Origin of the sequence: Tenacibaculum sp. M341 (genome assembly GCF_004337695.1) — a bacterium.
In the GTDB taxonomy this organism is placed as follows: Bacteria; Bacteroidota; Bacteroidia; order Flavobacteriales; family Flavobacteriaceae; genus Polaribacter.
Genome location: NZ_SJXJ01000025.1, coordinates 1 through 18,915, shown reverse-complemented (window position 1 = coordinate 18,915; position 18,915 = coordinate 1). Strand labels below are relative to the sequence as shown.

Below are 18,915 nucleotides of genomic sequence, written 5' to 3'. Positions count from 1 at the left end.
ATGACCGTAGAAAATATTCTTTCAAAATTAGTATCATTTCCAGTGCTTGGTGGCGAAAGTAATTTAAGTATTATTCATTGGATAAAGGAATATATAGAATCGTATAATATAGTAGTGAATTTAGTTCCTAATGAAGAGGGAGACAAAGCTTCATTACACTGTAGAATCGGTCCAGAAGTAGATGGAGGCGTGATTCTTTCTGGTCATACAGATGTAGTTCCTGTAGCAGGACAAAAATGGGATACAGATCCGTTTGTTTTAACAGACAAAGAAGATGGTAAATTATATGCAAGAGGTTCTTGTGATATGAAAGGATTTGTTGCTTGTTGTTTGGCTGTATTACCAGAAATGATAAAAGCAGATTTAAAGAAACCTATTTATTTTGCTTTTTCATATGATGAAGAAATTGGCTGTTTAGCAGGACCAGAATTGGCCAAAGCAATCAACAATTTTTACAAAGAAACGCCTAAATACGCAATTATTGGAGAGCCTTCTTTAATGGAGCCTATTGTGGGGCAAAAAGGAATTCACATTTTAGAAACTTATGTGAATGGTTCAGAAGGTCATAGTAGTAGAATTAAACAAGAAGTAAGTGCTATTCACGAATCTATGCGTTTAATGCTTTGGTTAGAGAATAAGATGAATCAATTAATTGAAGACAAACAATTAGATGCTCGTTTTCATCCACCACATTCTACAATTCACATAGGACAAGTAAAAGGAGGTATTGCGCCTAATATTATAGCTGATAAAGCTCACTTTTATTGGGATGTACGCACGATACCAATGGACGATGTAACTAGTATTGTTGAAGAGTTTGAAGCCTATTGTAGAGAAAGAGAAGCTGAATTAAGAAACATTTTTCCTGATTTTAGTATTAAAACAATAGAAAATCATCCGGCTGTTCCTCATTTAGATACTAAAGACGATGCAGATGTTGTCAATTTTATCAAAAATATTTGTGGCAAATCTAAATTGAATACAGTGGCTTATGCTTCAGAAGCAGGACAGTTTGCAAATGAAGGCTTTCAATCGGTAATATGTGGTCCTGGTTCAATTGCTCAAGCTCACAGAGCCAATGAGTTTATATCGAAAGAACAGTTAAAAAAAGGAGAAGAAATGATTCAAAAATTGATAAAAGAATTGTCTTTATAAAAAATTGAAAATCTAGGAGTTGAAGTAGTAAATGTGTTAAGCTTTTAGTTTTAAAGTGTACTAAGTGAGTGTGAAGAGATATGAAACTGTCTCTTCGAGTATTATTGAGTAAAAAGTCTTTGAACGGAGATAGCTTACAAATTAGTAGAGAGTTGATTATTAAGGATCTCGACTGCGCTCGATCGGACAAGTTTCTAAATTTAGGAGACTAAGCAATATTTAAACTAAAATTCAATTGCAATGAATTAGAGATATATAATTAATTAGAAAATTAAACCAACTAACTATAATTAATATAAATCTAAAAAAATGAATTCATTTTCAAAATTATTATTTGCATTAGGGTTAATGCTTTTAATAATTCCGCTTGAAGCCCAAAAAATTAACAGTAAAACCTTTAGTGGTTTACCATTCAGAAACATTGGACCTGCTTTTACATCAGGAAGAATTGCAGATATTGCTATTCATCCAGAAAATAAAAATGTTTGGTATGTTGCTGTAGGTTCTGGAGGGGTTTGGAAAACAACCAATTCTGGTACTACTTGGAAACCTCTTTTTGATAGACAAAAGTCATATTCAATTGGAGCTATAACCATTGATCCTAACAATCCACATACTATTTGGGTTGGAACAGGTGAAAATGTTGGAGGTCGTCACGTTGCTTTTGGTGACGGAATTTATGTAAGTCATGATGACGGTGCTAGCTGGAAAAACATGGGACTTACAAAATCAGAACATCTATCAAAAATTATAGTACACCCAAAAGATTCAAATATTATTTGGGCTGTTTCTCAAGGACCCTTATGGACTTCTGGAGGAGAACGTGGTGTTTACAAGTCAGTTGATGGAGGAAAATCATGGAAAAGAACTTTAGGAGATAGCGAATGGGTAGGTGCTACCGATTTAGTAATTGATCCTAGAAACCCTGATGTTTTATATGCAGCAACCTGGCAACGTCAACGTATTGTTGCTGGATATTTAGGAGGAGGACCAGGTTCTGGTATTCATAAAAGTACTGATGGAGGTGAAACATGGACACAATTAAAAAAGGGAATTCCAGGTTCTAACTTAGGTAAAATCGGATTAGCAATCTCTCCTTTTAATCCAGATGTAATTTATGCTGCTATTGAGTTAGACAGAAGAAAAGGAGGCGTATTCATGTCTACAAACAGAGGTGAATCTTGGAAAAAACAATCAAATGCAGTTTCTGGTGGTACAGGACCACATTATTATCAAGAATTATATGCATCTCCTCACCACGAAGGAAAGTTATTTTTAATGAATAACTATGTACAAATTTCTGATGATCATGGTAAAACATTTTACACTATGAACGAGCGTAACAAGCACGTTGATAGCCATGCTATGGCGTTCAAAGCTTCTGATCCGAATTATGTATTGTTTGGTACAGATGGAGGTTTATATGAAAGTTTTGATCTTACTAAGAGTTGGAAATTTATTAGAAACTTACCAATAACACAGTACTTTAAGTTAGCAGTAGACGATTCTAAGCCATTTTATAAAATCTATGGAGGTACACAAGATAATGGATCGCATGGAGGACCTTCTCAAACTATTTTTTCTGATGGAATTACCAACGGTGATTGGTGGAAAACATTAGGTGCAGACGGTCATCAATCGGCTATAGAGCCAGGAAATCCTAATATAACTTATGGAGAATTTCAAAAAGGAGCTTTATGGAGAATAGATCAAACTACTAAAGAAACGGTATTTATTCAACCACAGTCTGGAGAAGGAGAGCCTTTTGAACGTTTTAACTGGGATGCTCCAATTCTAGTTAGTCCACACAACCCTAAGCGCTTGTATTTTGCGTCTCAACGTGTATGGCGTTCAGAAAATAGAGGAGATGATTGGACAGCTATTTCTAAGGATTTAACCTTAAATCAAAATCGTATTACATTACCTTATTACGGTAAGCAACAAAGTTGGGACAATGCATGGGATGTATATGCAATGTCTAATTACAACACTATAACATCTTTAGCAGAATCTCCTAAACAAGAAGGTTTATTATATGCAGGGACCGATGACGGACTTATTCAAACTACGGAAGATGGAGGTAAAACATGGAGAAAATTTTCATTAAAAAATGTAAAAGGTCTTGATTTTGTACCATTTGTAAATGATGTTCGTGCTGATTTGTTTGATGCAAATGTAGTATATGCAGCAGTAGATAATCACAAATACGGTGATTACAAACCATACATTTTAAAAAGTAGCAATAAAGGAAAAAGTTGGTTTTTAATTAATGGTGATTTACCAGAACGTTTATTAATTTGGAGATTAGTTCAAGATCACGTAAATAAAGATTTAATTTTTGCAGCTACTGAATACGGAATCTATTTTACATACAACGGAGGTACTAATTGGGTGCAGTTAAAAGGAAAAATTCCTACAATTTCATTTAGAGATATCACTATTCAAAGAAGAGAAAATGATTTAGTAGGTGCTTCATTTGGTAGAGGATTTTTTGTGTTAGATGATATTACACCTTTACGTAATTTCAATAAAACAATGTTATCTAAAGAAGCAACGTTATTCCCAATTAAAGACGCATATTGGTATAAACAAGCAAGCAGAGTAGGAAGTCAAGGAGACGCAGAATACATAGCACCGAATCCGGCATATGGAGCACGTTTTACCTATTTTATGGCTGATAAAGTTAAATCATTAAAAGATCAGCGTAAAGCAAAAGAAAAGTCAAATACAAATTTCCCTGGTTGGGATGCTCTTGAAAAAGAAACAAATCAAGAGAAGCCTGTAATTCAAGTATTGATTAAAGATACTGCAGGAAATTTAGTAAACACTGTAAAAGGAACTAATAAAAAAGGATTTAACAGAGTTAATTGGAGATTAAACTACCCAAGTAAAAGAGGAGAAAGATTACAAACTCGTTCAAGAAATCGTTCTTGGGGTGGACCGACAATTTTTGCTACACCAGGTACTTACACAGCTACTTTAGTAAAACGAGTAGATGGTGTAACAACTGTACTTGAAGGTCCTAAAGAGTTTAAAGTAGTGCCTATGTACGAAGGTGCATTACCAAGAAAATCTTTTGATGAAATCAATCAATTTAGAAAAGAAGTATTTGCTTTTCAACAAGATTTAACGGCTACTAATATAGAAATGAATCGTCAGTTGCAAAAAATAGGAGCAATGAAACGTGCTGCTAATAAAACAACGGCTTCAAATGATGCTTTATTACAACAAATTAATGAGGCAAGATTACGTTTATTGGCTATTCAAAAAGAATTAAGTGGAGATCCTGTTAAAAATGAGATAGGTGAGCCTTCAAATCCAACACCTAATGATGCAAATCGTTTAGCTTATAGCGCTTTATCAAACACTTATGGACCAACAGGTAACCAAAAAGCTTCATTTAATAGAGCTAAAAAACAATTACAAGGAATTAAAACGAAATTGAAAACTGTAATGAACGGTACTATCCCAGGTATCGAACAAGGTTTAAAACAAGCTGGAGCCCCTTGGATAGAAGGTCAAGGATTAATAGGTAATTAATTCGATTAAAGACTTAAAAATTTAAAAGTGATTGTAGCAATACAGTCACTTTTTTTTGTGAATGTAATTATTGGTAACATTTATAGCGCTCAGTCGTTATAATGAATGAAAATCAATTCAACCAATAGACACATGAAAATCATAAAACCATCATTATTCATCATTTCACTATTACTACTATTTTCATTCAATGTATCAGCTCAAAATAGCAATCCTATACGGTTTTCAACTTCAGATATAAAAAACAAAACACAAAAAAGAACCTATGTTCAAAGTTTTAATCTTAATAAAGATGCTTTTTTATCAATGGAGTTTACTTTAAATAAACCGTTAATTACATATCTTAAAGAATTAGCTCCAAATTTATCTCAAGAAGAACTATTAAAGAAAGGAAGTTTTCAATTTTCCTTTTTTGTAGATAACCAGTTAATTCATACAGAAAACTTACATAAAGGAGCAGGAACAAATAAAGCTAAAACAACGCAATTAACATATAAAATACCGCTAGTATATCCTGAAAGATTGGATTTTTGGGGATGGTTTATGTGGTTAAAGTTTATGAAAATGAGTGGAGGAAGAGATGTTTTAGATGAGGGAAAACATGAGTTAACAGTTAAAGTAAGCACTTATATAAATGATACCGCTTTTAAAACAGGAAAAGTATTAGCAGAAGGAAAAATTGATATAAATGTAGAAGAATTGCCTTACGATGCGTCGCTAATTCCTGTACAAAAAATAACTCCAATGAAAGATTTAAAAATTTCAAAGAGTAATTATAAAAAAGAAAGAATAGAAGACTTAAATAAAAAAATAGCACAAGGTAGATTTGAACATATAAACGGAATTGTTATTCTGAAAAAAGGAGAAGTACTTATAGAAGAGTACTTTAATAATTCTAATAGAGAAAGTTTACACGATCCAAGATCAGTAGGAAAAACAATTGCTTCAACCATCACAGGAATAGCGATTGATGATCAATTGATCAAAAATGAAAAAGTAACGATTGACAATTTTTATAATTTAAAAGAATACAAAAATTATACTCCCAAAAAAGATAAGGTTACTATTGAGTCTTTATTAACCATGAGTTCAGGTTTTATAGGCGATGATAATGATTTTAGCAATCCAGGAAACGAAGAGTTTATGTACCCAACAGAAAATTGGGTGAAATTCGCTTTAGACTTACCAATGTCTAATAGAAAAGTAGGAGAAGAGTACCATTATTTTACAGCTGGTGTGGTAGTTTTAGGAGATATATTACACAAAACAGTTCCAAATGGTTTGGTTGATTATGCTGATAAAAATTTATTTAGCCCTTTAGGAATCACTAGTTATAAATGGCAGTATACACCTCAAAAAGTAGGAAATACAGCAGGAGGAATTCGATTAAGAGCGATTGATTTTGCTAAATATGGTCAGTTGTATAAAAATCAAGGAGTTTGGAATGGCAGACAAATTATTTCAAAAGATTGGGTAGCAAAAAGTTTATCTAAACAAATAAAACAACCTTACAGTGATGATAGTTTCTATGGATATTTATTTTGGAATAAAACATATACAATGAAAGATAAAAAATATGAAACATCTTTTTGTACCGGAAATGGTGGGAATAAGATTTTTGTTTTTAAAGATATCCCTTTTGTAGTGGTAATTACAGCCTCTGGTTATAATTTACCTTATATGCATTCTGATATAGATAAAATGATGCAAACATATATTTTACCAGCAATAGTCAATGATTAATTTTTATCACTAGTCTAAATTACATCGAATACAAAAAAAATTAATTTGTTTGAAATTCCATATTTATTTTAGTTCATAGTTATCTTTTGTAATTTCGAGGCTAATCAAATCTAGAAACTTACAATAAATGAAAAAATCACTTGTCGTAGTACTTGGGATACTCTTAAGTTGTACCCAAATTTGTGATGCTCAGAGAAAATCTAAAAAGAAGGATACAAAAAAATCTCCTTTAGAAGCCATAAGTGTTTCAGGTCTTAAATGGAGAAATGTTGGACCAGCACTAACATCAGGACGTATATCTGATTTTGCCTTTAATCCTAAAAATCCATATGAATATTATGTAGCAACTGCAGCAGGAGGCGTATGGAAAACAGTGAATTCAGGTATTACTTATCAACCAATTTTCGACTCACAGGGTTCTTATTCAATAGGATGTGTCACTATGGATCCGAATAATTCAAACGTAATTTGGGTTGGAACAGGAGAAAATAACAATCAACGTTCAGTTTCTTATGGAGACGGAATTTATAAATCAATAGATGGAGGAGCTTCATGGCAACACATGGGACTTAAAAACTCTGAACATATTGGAAAAATTGTTGTACATCCAGAAAACTCAGATATCGTTTATGTAGCTGCTATTGGACCGTTATGGAGTAAAGGAGGTGATAGAGGACTGTATAAAACAGAAGATGGAGGTAAAACTTGGAAATCTGTAATTAAAGTTGATGAACATACTGGTGTAAATGATGTTGTAATGGACCCTAGAGATCCAAATGTATTATATGCAACTACATTACAAAGACGTCGTCATGTGTATACTTATGTTGGAGGTGGACCAGGTTCTGCAATTCATAAAAGTGTAGACGGTGGAGCAACTTGGACAAAGATTAACAAAGGATTACCTAATGAAGAGTTAGGACGTATTGGTTTAGCTATTTCACCTGCAAATCCTGAAATTATTTACGCTATTGTAGAAGCTGCCAATCGTAAAGGAGGATTTTTTGCTTCAACAAACAGAGGAGCTAGCTGGCAAAAAAGAAGCTCTCATGTAACAAGTGGGAATTATTACCAAGAAATTATTGCAGATCCTATAGATGAAAATACAGTATATTCTATGGATACTTGGATGTCAGTAACTCATGACGGAGGTAAAAGTTTCAAATTAGTAGGAGAGGACACAAAACATGTTGATAACCATGCAATGTGGATAAATCCTCATAACAATAAGCATTGGATTGTTGGTTGTGATGGTGGAATTTATGAAACCTTTGATGCAGCTAAAACATGGGATTTCAAAGAAAATTTACCTGTTACTCAGTTTTATAAAGTAGCTGTAGATAATGATTATCCTTTTTATAATATTTACGGTGGTACTCAAGATAACTTTAGTTTAGGAGGTCCGTCAAGAGTATTAACGAATCATGGAATTAGAAATTTTGAATGGTTTATTACCAATGGAGGAGACGGATTTGAATCGCAAATTGATCCTAATAATCCAAATATTGTGTATGCACAATCTCAATATGGAGGATTGGTTCGTTTTGACAAGAAAAGCGGTGAAAAAGTAGGAATTAAACCAAAAGCAAGAAAAGGAGAAAACGCATACCGTTTTAATTGGGATGCTCCTTTAGTGGTGAGTAGACACGTGCCTGGACGTTTATATTTTTCAGCAAACAAAGTGTTTAAATCAGATGACTATGGAAATAGCTGGGAAGTTATTAGTGATGATCTTTCACAGCAAATAGACCGAAATACCTTAAAAGTATACGGAAGAGTTGTAAGTATAGATGCAGTAATGAAAAATGGTTCAACATCGCAATATGGTAGTGTAGTAGCTTTTGCTGAATCGCCAAAGAATAAAGAATTATTAGCCGCAGGTACTGATGATGGTTTAATTCATATTTCTGAAAATGGAGGACAGAGTTGGAGAAAGATTTCAAGTATTTCTGGAGCGCCAAAGCAATCATATGTAAATAGCATTTATTTATCTAGACATGATGAGAATACGATTTATGTTGCTTTTAATCATCATAAATACGGAGATTTTAAACCTTATGTTTTTAAATCTACTGACAAAGGTAATAGCTGGCAAGCAATTGCATCAAACTTACCAGAAAGAGGTAGTGTATATGCAATTGAAGAAGATCATGTAGACTCTAATTTACTTTTTGTAGGAACAGAGTTTGGAGCATTTTTCTCTCCAAATAAAGGTCAAAATTGGAAACAATTGAAAAACGGATTGCCAACAATTGCAGTAAGAGATATTGCTATTCAAGAGCGTGAAAATGACTTAGTATTAGGTACTTTTGGTCGTGGTTTTTATGTAATGGACGATTATTCAGCATTAAGAAACATTGAAAATGCTGCTCCTAAAGAAAAGGCTAAAATTTATCCTATTCGTACTGCATTAATGTGGGAAAAAAGCAGTCCGTTAGGTTTACCAGGAAAATCTTTCCAAGGTGATAACTTGTATACAGCACAAAATCTTGGTCCAGAGGCAATCATTACTTATTATTACGATTCAAACTTTACATCTTTAAAAAGTAAACGTCAAAAGAGTGAAAAAGGATTGGTAAAATCAGGACAAGATACTCCGTATCCAAACTATACATCGTTAAAAGAAGAAAATAACGAAAGTAAACCTGAATTGGTATTTTATATTAAAGATGCTACTGGTAAAGTAATTAAAAAAGAATTTAAGCCAGTTGCAAAAGGAGTACAACGTTTCAAATGGGATTTAAGATACACGCCTCAAAACCCTATCAATTTGAACAAATCAGGATTTTATAATCCATTTGCTGGACGTTCAGAAGGAACTTTAGTAGCACCAGGAACTTATACAGTAGAAATGGGGATATTAAAAGATGGTGAGTTGAATTCTTTAACAGCACCTACAAGTTTTGAAGTAAGAGCATTGAACAATGTAGAAATGCCAGCTAAAAATCGTGCTGAAAAAGTTGCTTTCCAAAAAGGATTGGCAAAAGTACAAGCAGATATGGGAACTGCTCAGCGATTAATGTCTGAAAGCAGAAATAAATTAACTCATATTAAAGAAGCTATTAAACGTTCTGAGCAACCATTAGGAAGTTTAGCTAAAACAGTAAAACTAATAGAAAAACAATTAAACGAGGTACAAATAGCAATGTATGGCGATGCTGTAAAACGTAGATTAGATATAGATCAACCATTATCTACTGCAAGTCGTTTAGGGTCTATTGGTTATGAGCAAAAGTATTCTACAGCTACACCAACTAAAACACATCGTGATAGTTATGCAATAGCAAAAGAAGAAGTAACTGTTATAAAAACTAAAATGGAAACAATATTTAATAAAGATATTAAAACATTAGAGCAAGAATTGATCAATTCTGGAGCTCCATATACGCCTGGTCGTGGTTATGAGGATTAATGTTTTATAGCTATAAGCTTTAGGTTTTATGCTTTAAGCTGAAAAATCTCCGCTAGTTTTTCTGGTGGGGATTTTTTGTTTTTGTAAAAATTAGAAAAGAGAAAAGAGAGAAGAGAGAAGAGACTTTTTTCGAGTGTCTTTTTTAGGAGTTAAGAATGCTGGTTTATTACAAATAATGTCTGCTCGAGCGCAGTCGAGAGCTTTTTTGATTGTACTTTTTTAGGGAGTTAAGAATTGGAAGAGTAGAAGTTTAAAGTAGTTTTGTTTTTTAGAGATGATAGTTTCATAATACTACGTCCATACATCTAAAAAAAACAAAACTTTTAACTTTAAAACTTTATTACTGTTTAAAAATGATCACTGATAATTAATAATTACTCATTGAAAAATCATTTTAAATCTTTAGCATTTATACTTTTAGTCCATAATTCTTTTCCATCTTTATTAAAGATTGTAATCTTTAACACACGATCTCTTTTAGGACCGCTTACATTTAAGATTCCGAAATTATGTTCTCCAACTAAAGTTTCTTCCATTTTATAAGCATTTAATTCTTCTTTACTGGCATGCGAACCAGAAGTTAAAGGAGAACAAGTAAGATCGTATAAAGGATATACTCTGTCACTTTCTTGCATTTTACTTAATACAGTATGATGTCTATCTCCATCCAAGAAAATAACACCTCTAATTTTGGCTTCTCTTATTTTTCGAATTAAATATTCTTTTTCTTCAGGAAAAGTAGCATAATTCTCATGCATAGCTTCTGTACTTAATACCTGACCACCAATAGCAATAAACTTAAAAGTAGCTTTACTAGATGCTAAGGCATTGATTAACCAGTCTATTTGTTCTTTTCCTAACATTTCACGTTTACCCGTAAAATTTTTGTTAGAAGTTCTGTTATAACGATTATCTAACAAGAAAAAGTCCAAATCTCCCCATTGAAAAGAACCTGTAATACCACCAGTACCTAAAGCATCATAATTAGGATTTCCCCAGAAAAGTTGAAACATTTCGTCTGCTGTTTTCTTTAAAGGAAAACTTCCATCTGAATCATTCGGACCAAAATCATGATCATCCCAAATAGCATAATGATGAGAAGATGCCAATAAAGGCTGTAACTCTTTTAAGGAACGTGTATGCGTATATCTGTGTAAAAAACCAGTGCGAGAATTCCAATCTACTTCTCTTAAATAGGTATTATCACCTAACCAAAGCATAAAATCTGGTCTTTTGTTATGAATGGCATCAAAAATTTCATAACTACTACCATAAGGCTTTCCTGGTCTATCAAATTCAGGTTCGTTTACGTAAGTACAACTTCCAATAGCAAAGTTAATCTCTGGCGGATCTGTTCTCCATTGCCAAAGTGTTTGCGATTGAAACTCCATAGGGTAGTCCCTTTTTATTTTTTTACCATTTACAAATAATTCATACGTGTATTTCTTGCCAGGTAATACTTTGTCTGCTATCAGTTTAGCTACATGTCCATCTTTACTATTGGTTGTATAGCTAGCTGTTTTAAAACGCTTTTTAGGAGCTTTTTTATCAAAATATTCAAAATGTACTTTTGAAACTTCAGTAGTTTGAACCCATAACAGTACTTCACGCATTGTGGAATATCCTACCATTGGTCCTGATTGAATTTTATCTTGCGCAACACTTACAAAGCTTGTAACTATTAGTAAAGCAACAAGAAATAACTTTTTAGTCATAAAAATAAAATTGATACAATTAATGAATTCGTAATCTTACAAATTTAAAGGTAATGTTTGACATAATGTTTTTTTAAGTTAAAGAAAGTGTTATCTGTAGTGAACATTCAAGAAGATTGAAGTATAAATCTGAACTGTAAGAATCGCTAGTTCTTAATATTATATCTATATTTATAACAACCAAATAAAACAATGTAACAAATGAAATTACTGAATATGTTCATTGCGTGTGTAGTGTTATCTACCACAGCAATATCATGTAAACAAAAAGCAGCAACCAAACCAGTAACAACTGAAGAAGTACCGAAAACTGAAACTGAAACCGTAAAAGTAAAAGGTACTGAGGTGAGTTATGCTTCTGATTCTACAAATTTAAAAGGATACATTGCTTTTGATGAAAGTAAAAAAGGAAAACGACCAGGAGTACTTATTGTACATGAATGGTGGGGACATAATGATTATGTGAGAGAACGCGCAGATATGCTTGCTGAATTAGGATATACTGCTATTGCTGTTGATATGTATGGAGATGGTAAACAAGCCAATCATCCAGAGGATGCAGGGAAGTTTGCTGGCAGTGTAATGAAAAACTTACCTGAAGCAAAAGCTCGTTTTAATGCTGCAATTGCTTTATTAACGAATCATGAGTCTGTTGATACTACTAAAGTAGCCGCAATTGGATATTGTTTTGGCGGAAGTGTAGCATTAACCATGGCTAATAGCGGGTTTGATTTGGATGCTGTAGCTGCTTTCCATAGTGGTGTAGCATTGCCTGTAATGCCTAATAAAGATTTAAAAGCTAGAGTTTTGGTTTGTAATGGTGCAGATGACCCTTTTATAAGTCCAGAGTCTGTAACAGCCTTTAAATCTGCATTAGATTCTTTAGGTACTACATATGAATATTACTCATATCCGGGTGTAAAGCATAGTTTTACTTCAAAAGCTGCTGATGAAAATGGAAAAAAGTTCAATTTACCATTAGCATATGATGCAGAAGCTGATAAAAAATCATGGAATAGTCTTCAAAAGTTATTGAAAGAGGCTTTTGTAGATTAAGAATCCATCACGAATTATATTTTATAAAATTTAGTAATTCAGTTGATTTATAACAGTAATTACTATTCTAATATTTTAAAGTTAAGTCCAACTAGATATTGTATTCTTGTTGGACTTTGTGTTTTATGGATTTATAGAGTTGTGTAACGACTACTGTTGTTATAGCTAGTTATTTTTCTTATAATTTTCTATTATATCGTTAATAAATTTTTCTTTGTTACCTCTTATCATTTCTATCTGTTCTCCTTCGTATAAAGCTGAATGAAATTCTCGTAAATTATTGTCACTCCAAATCGATAGCTCTACGATTATTGGTGTTAATGCAATCCCTTTGTTCGTTAAAGTATAAATATTTGTTTTTTTGTTTTCTGGAAGTTTTTCTTTGATTATAATTTTAAATTCTTCAAGCATTTTTAATCTTGAAGATAAAATGTTTGTAGCTATAGCTTCTTCACTCTCAATAAAATCTTTGAATGTTTTTTTTCCTTCAGTTAACATTTGTTTAATAATAACTAAAGACCACTTATCTCCAATTATATCAATAGCACTAGTAATTGGGCAATCACATCTAAATTTGTATTCCATTTTCAATTATATTTTACATAAAATGATGGTGTAAAATTACAATTTTTATTTATTACTTGCGAAATAAAAGTAATTTACTATCTTTGCTTGCGTTTAGCAAGTAATAATTTGATGCAATTGTAAAATTTATAAATAATGAAGAAAGTATTAATAACAGGAATATCAGGGTATGTTGGATTACATACTGCTGCTGAGCTATTAAAAAATGGATACGCAGTTCGAGGTTCTGTAAGAAGTTTATCTAAAACAGCAAAATTAACAGAGGCTCTTAGAAAAGAAGTTGATCCTAAAGGGAATTTAGAATATTACGAATTGGACCTTTTAAAAGACGATGGTTGGAAGGAAGCTATGGAAGGTTGTGATTATGTATTACACATAGCCTCTCCTTATTTTGCTACAGAACCAAAGGATGAAAACGAAATGATAAAACCAGCTATTGAAGGAACGCAACGTGCTTTAAATGCTGCAAAAAATGCAGGTGTTAAGCGTTTGGTTTTAACATCTTCTACAGTAGCCATGTTAGGCGAAGGTAATCGGTCTATTAATGTGAATCCAGACACTTGGACAAACCCAAAAGCAAAAGGAATGTCGGCTTATATAAAAAGTAAGACGCTAGCTGAAAAAAGTGCATGGGATTTTATTAATGCACAAACTGGGAATGACAAGTTAGAAATGGTTGTTTTAAATCCAGGAGCAATTTGGGGACCTAGTTTATCTGGTACTTTGGCTGGTGAATCTATAGAATTGGTTAAAAAAATGATTACTGGTAAAACACCAATGCTAGCAAAAGCAGCTATGAATATGGTTGACGTTAGAGATGTTGCTAAAATTCACGTCCAAGCATTAGAAAACCAACAAGCAAACGGAAAACGGTTTATTGTTGCCTCTGAAAGAGCATATTCTTTTAAAGAAATGGCAAATATTTTAAAAACAAACGGATACAAAAAAGTAAGTACTATAGAAGCGCCAAATTTTTTATTGAAAATTATGTCCCATTTCGTTCCTGATGCAAAAGCAATGAAACCTTTTATAGGAAATACTTATAGTGCTGATGTAAGTAATACCATGAAAACATTCAATTGGAAACCAATGGACTTTAAAAAAACAGTTTTAGAAACAGCTGAATATATAAAACCACTTATTTAATCAAAAAGTAAAAAGTAATATAATGGAAATTTTAGTATTAGGAGCAACAGGAAACACAGGTTCACTTATTGTAAATCAGTTAAAAGAAAAACAAGTAGACTTTGGTATTATGGCTACTAAAAATAGTGATACTACAAAGTTAGGATTAGAAGAAAACCAAATCCGTATTGGTGATTTTAACGATATTGAATCATTAATCACTGTTTTCGAAGGTGTAGAAAAAATATACGTATTAACACCTATACACCCTAAAGCTCAAGAATGGGTAGAAAATATAGTTTCTGCAGCCAAAACAGCAAATGTTAAGCACCTTGTTAAACAATCTGGTTTTAAGGCTAGAAAAGATGCGCTATCTGGACCTATACGTGTACATGCTATTACAGATGAATTAATCAAAAAATCTGGTTTAGATTATACTTTAATTCAACCCAATATGTTCTTTCAATATTTTTATCTAAATCTTGAAACGATTAATGCTGAAGGGAATTTTTATTCTTGCTTTGGGGACACAGCACTTAGTTTGGTTGATATTAATGATGTAGTTGATATAGCTGTTAAAGCATTGACAGAAGATGGACATGCGGGAAAAACATATTGTCTTACAGGGCCAGAATCATTTACGTCTGCAAAGCATGCAGAGTTATTAACGGAAGTTAGTGGAAAACAAATTAATTATGTGGACATTCCAAAAGAAGCTTTAATTGGAGCTTATAAACAAGCTGGATTAGGAGATTGGTTAGCTGTGGAATTTGGCGAAATGTTTGAATGGTTTACTGTGGGGGACTATACTTCTGTAACAGATACTGTTGAAACAGTTTTAGGAAGAAAACCACGTTCGTTTACTGAATTTTCTAAGGAACTTGCACATTCAATTAAAAAATAATTAATGGTAGGTTTTATTTTAAAGTAATTTAATCTATTCTAGGTAAGGTTTCTAAAACTGTATATATCACTCGGACTTTAATTAAAATTTGATAGTTTTTTAATAAACTACAATGATGATGATTATAAACCTAGGGTATAGGGTAAGCTCTCACTTTACGTTTATTACTGTTTAAAATAATGTTTTGCATTTTTAATATTTGAAACACCAAATTTTATATTTGACTACCAAACGGGTGTGCACATACTTTTCTAACAATCTTAAATTGCCTTATTTTTATATACATTGTTTTTTTCAGAAGTTAACAAAAAAATAGTCTTATAAAAAGACTGATTTAAAGTTGGTTTCATGAAATTTAGCGATTCTGTTGATTTATCATAGCAATTACTATTTTAATTTTAAGTCCAACTAGAAATTGTATTCTGGTTGGACTTTGTGTTTTATGGATTTAGTATTAAACTTTTATCATTGAAGATATATAACACAGTACTTTTTAAATCACAACGTTTGTTATATTTACAGTCAGCAATAATTAGAGAAATTGGGATATTGGAATACATTACATTTGTTCGATGATAATAAGTTCTACAAAGAACTTGTTCCTGTATTACGCGGAGAAAAAGGATGTTTACAAAATGATTTTATAGAGTTTTTAAGATTATATCGAACAGGTGGCATTACTGATTTATCATTAGAAGAGCTTAAAAAGAAAACGGATACTTCAGTATCTAAAATTATTGAGATTTCTAATAAATTTAATTCAAACTTTAAAGCACATAACTTAAATTCGGATGAAAATCATAGTTTACAAAACAACGAGTTTCATTATGAATACAGTAGGTTTTTCGAATATTATGTATTTAAATACTGTGCAGATTTTTACCCTCATCTTCCAACTGGAAAAGGAGGTCTATTATCAGAATTAGACCCTAAAGATAATTCAATTGCTTTTGAAATATTGGAAAATTTAGAGGACTTTAATAGTGTTTTTCTATCTGATGGGGGAATAATAAATTGGATAGATTTAGAGGATATTGAAATATTAATAATGAGTAAAGATGAATTGTTTTCTATTGGACCTTATGATGAGGAAATAATGGATTATTTTGAAAATTATATAAAGTTATTTGAGATCGCTTTATCAAATAAATTAGGACTTATTCGCGGAAGAGACATGATAGAACAGAGTTTGGAAAAATTACCAAAATATAAATTGATAGAGAAAGAAAAGTGGATAGAATATAGTTTTGAAGGTATTTTTAATATGCATTTCTCTTGTATTGAATAAAATATAGTAAGAGAAAAAAGATCAATATCGCTATAAAACTGAAAATATATCAAAAACGTAATTCTTACAAAAAGTTTTACATCATAAATAATGAGTAGAAAGAAATGGACAAATCAAAAATTGTATTCAAGGCTTATAAACAATAAGACTGAAAGAACATATTGGGATAATATTTCTGAGTTGAGAAGAAGGCCTTGTGTAGATGTATATGAAAAAGCTACTTTATTAGCTAGATCTAAAAATAACAAAGAAAAAATTATAGGAATTGATGTTTTGGCTCAATTAGGTTTCAATCCTAGATTTAAACAAGAAGAAACAATTAAATTATATTTCGATTTAATTGAAACCAAACCAAATGGCAAAGTACTAAGCTCTATTCTTTATGGAATCAGTCATAATAACGAGAATCTAACAAAGGAGCAAGTAGAAAAGCTTTCTGTTTTTAAATATTCTACCAATGCCGATGTTCGCAAAGCTTTAGTTAACTCTCTCTGTGGTTTAGAATATGATATAGCGATAAACACATTAATACATTTATCTAAAGATAAAGTTGTATCAGTTAGAGATTGGGCTACTTTTGGACTCGGTTCACAAATAGAAATCAATAACAAAACAATTATAGATGCACTTTGGGATAGGATAAATGATAGTGATCAAAATTCAAGATTTGAAGCTATAGTTGGACTAGCCAATAGAAATGATAAAAGAGTTAAAGAAATTATTATTAAAGAGCTAAATAGGAGGGAGTATGGAACTTTATTGTTTGAGGCAATCGAAACACTAAATGATTTAGACTTTTTACCATACCTAGAGCGTAGCTTAGTTTTTGTGCAAAATACCAATGATGAAATTCAGAAAGGATGGTTACTAGCTATTGAAGGAACCATTGAAAAAATAAAGGCTAGGAATTTATAAATGCTAAAACTGTAACGTAAGAATTTCCTAATTCTGCCGTTATGTGAAATTTTAGACAGAAAAATATCATGAATGATTATAAAAAATATGATAGAATAACTCATAACTCTAGAGAATCTAAATAATGAAGAGCTTAAATCAATACTTATTTCGTTAAAAACAGATTTAACTAATAGATTAAAACCATTTAAAGACTGGAATGAATATTGGAAAGAAGTTGACAATATAATAAAGGAATTAAGGGAGGTTAAACATGATTTATGGAGTCACGATTTTGATGGAGGAGGAAAACATCTATGGGGTTGGGATTATATGAGAATGGAAACAGCTGGATTTTTACAAATACAATTTGACTTTTATAGGAGTGTGAAAATTTTTTGGAGAGGTAATAATCAAAAATTAGGAACAGTAGATGAAGAAGAATCGATTATCATATATATTATAACAATGAAGTTTGATTTTTACCTTTTAGTTAATTAAAACTTTACAATTACTATGGAAAACCAGGATAAACAAATAAAAGAAAAGATTGTAAATAATATTAAAGAATATGATTGTTATTTAGCAATATTGGAAAGTGATGGTTATTCACCTGCCTTTGTTTATACCATTGGACTGTATGAAAAATTTAAACATCCTGAAATAATTATATTCGGTCTTCAAACTGATGTAATGGGACATCTTCTTAACGAGTTAAGAGACGAAATAAGAAAAGGAAACAAATACAATCCTAATCAGCAATATTCAGGTGTACTAGAAGGTTATGATATTCAATTTTTAGAGGTGAATCAAGCAAATTATGCAGATTATTTAGGCTATGCTAGTTGGTATTATAACAACACATTTGATTTTCCTGTTTTACAAATGATTTGGCCTGATAAAGAAAGTAAGTGGCCTTGGGAGATTGGATTTAACGAAAACTGGAAATTCAAACAACCTTTACTTGACAGAAACACTGATTTTAAATATCAAGAGGAAAGATATTTAGGTGTTTACACAACTTTTCATGCTCTTGAAGGTAAGCCAATTTTGTACGTTTATCACAATGAAGATGGTGATTGGCAATTTCACACTGAGTATGAACCAAAAATAGAAGATGCTAAACTGATTTGTCTTGAAGAAATTGTAAAAATAGACTCAACTTTAAATGAAATTTATTATTTGAATTATGGACAAACTGCTTATCGAAATGAAATAGGAGGAGAGTGGACAATTGAAGATTCAAAAAATGAGGAAGAAAATACGGTTAATAGGAATACAAACACCTTATTCTCAGTAAAAAGGAAATTTACAGACTTTATAAATTACTTTTTAAGGGCTTTTAAATAAAAAACAATTTTATATAGTTAATGTTAGTTATGAAGTCATCTTGACTTTTTTTGAGAAAAAATTAAGGGTTGTAGATATTTGTGTTGCGAAACATAAAAACACAACCCTATGTACCAAGTACTAAGCAAAGATATGATAGAATTAGAAA

The 18,915-nt window shown here is 31.6% G+C and carries 12 protein-coding genes; 10 read left to right on the top strand and 2 right to left on the bottom strand.

Annotated elements, in window-relative coordinates:
* The 4 genes from argE (at window position 1) to EYW44_RS19490 (ending at window position 9,850) form a co-directional block, all read left to right on the top strand.
* Window positions 1-1,155: an acetylornithine deacetylase gene (gene argE, locus EYW44_RS19505; RefSeq protein ID WP_132726709.1), complete on the top strand. Its 1,155-nt coding sequence runs from the start codon at window positions 1-3 to the stop codon at window positions 1,153-1,155.
* Window positions 1,156-1,464: 309 nt separating this feature from the next.
* A complete protein-coding gene (locus EYW44_RS19500; protein ID WP_132726707.1) occupies window positions 1,465-4,695 on the top strand; it encodes a WD40/YVTN/BNR-like repeat-containing protein in 3,231 nt (1,076 codons plus the stop codon).
* 132 nt (window positions 4,696-4,827) lie between these two features.
* Window positions 4,828-6,438: a serine hydrolase domain-containing protein gene (locus tag EYW44_RS19495; protein ID WP_243643702.1), complete on the top strand. Its 1,611-nt coding sequence runs from the start codon at window positions 4,828-4,830 to the stop codon at window positions 6,436-6,438.
* Window positions 6,439-6,565: 127 nt separating this feature from the next.
* A complete protein-coding gene (locus tag EYW44_RS19490) occupies window positions 6,566-9,850 on the top strand; it encodes a glycosyl hydrolase (protein WP_132726704.1) in 3,285 nt (1,094 codons plus the stop codon).
* 389 nt (window positions 9,851-10,239) lie between these two features.
* Here the strand turns inward: EYW44_RS19490 and EYW44_RS19485 are convergent, their stop codons facing one another.
* Window positions 10,240-11,565 carry an alkaline phosphatase D family protein gene (locus EYW44_RS19485; RefSeq protein ID WP_132726701.1) on the bottom strand — a complete coding sequence of 442 codons (1,326 nt, stop codon included), beginning with the start codon at window positions 11,563-11,565 and terminating at the stop codon, window positions 10,240-10,242.
* A gap of 201 nt (window positions 11,566-11,766) precedes the next feature.
* Here EYW44_RS19485 and EYW44_RS19480 point away from each other — a divergent pair, with 201 nt between their 5' ends.
* Window positions 11,767-12,621 (top strand): dienelactone hydrolase family protein, encoded by an 855-nt coding sequence (locus tag EYW44_RS19480; RefSeq protein ID WP_132726699.1) that lies wholly within the window; start codon window positions 11,767-11,769, stop codon window positions 12,619-12,621.
* 165 nt (window positions 12,622-12,786) lie between these two features.
* On the opposite strand, the gene EYW44_RS19475 is transcribed toward EYW44_RS19480, so the two are convergent.
* Window positions 12,787-13,206 (bottom strand): winged helix-turn-helix transcriptional regulator, encoded by a 420-nt coding sequence (locus EYW44_RS19475; RefSeq protein ID WP_132726696.1) that lies wholly within the window; start codon window positions 13,204-13,206, stop codon window positions 12,787-12,789.
* Between the two features lie 135 nt (window positions 13,207-13,341).
* Between EYW44_RS19475 and EYW44_RS19470 the strand changes: the two genes are divergently transcribed.
* From EYW44_RS19470 to EYW44_RS19450, 5 genes are all read left to right on the top strand, one after another.
* Entirely contained in the window at window positions 13,342-14,352 is a 1,011-nt protein-coding gene (locus tag EYW44_RS19470; protein WP_132726694.1) for an SDR family oxidoreductase, read from the top strand.
* 22 nt (window positions 14,353-14,374) lie between these two features.
* Window positions 14,375-15,235, top strand: a complete 861-nt coding sequence (locus EYW44_RS19465; RefSeq protein WP_132726691.1) for an SDR family oxidoreductase — start codon at window positions 14,375-14,377, stop codon at window positions 15,233-15,235.
* Window positions 15,236-15,776: 541 nt separating this feature from the next.
* Window positions 15,777-16,523 carry a hypothetical protein gene (locus EYW44_RS19460; RefSeq protein WP_132726689.1) on the top strand — a complete coding sequence of 249 codons (747 nt, stop codon included), beginning with the start codon at window positions 15,777-15,779 and terminating at the stop codon, window positions 16,521-16,523.
* A 90-nt stretch (window positions 16,524-16,613) separates the two neighbouring features.
* Entirely contained in the window at window positions 16,614-17,438 is an 825-nt protein-coding gene (locus EYW44_RS19455) for a hypothetical protein (RefSeq protein WP_132726686.1), read from the top strand.
* 495 nt (window positions 17,439-17,933) lie between these two features.
* The gene (locus tag EYW44_RS19450) at window positions 17,934-18,767 is read left to right on the top strand and encodes a DUF4262 domain-containing protein (RefSeq protein ID WP_132726684.1); all 834 of its coding nucleotides are present in this window, start codon (window positions 17,934-17,936) and stop codon (window positions 18,765-18,767) included.
* The last annotated feature ends 148 nt before the right edge of the window (window positions 18,768-18,915 follow it).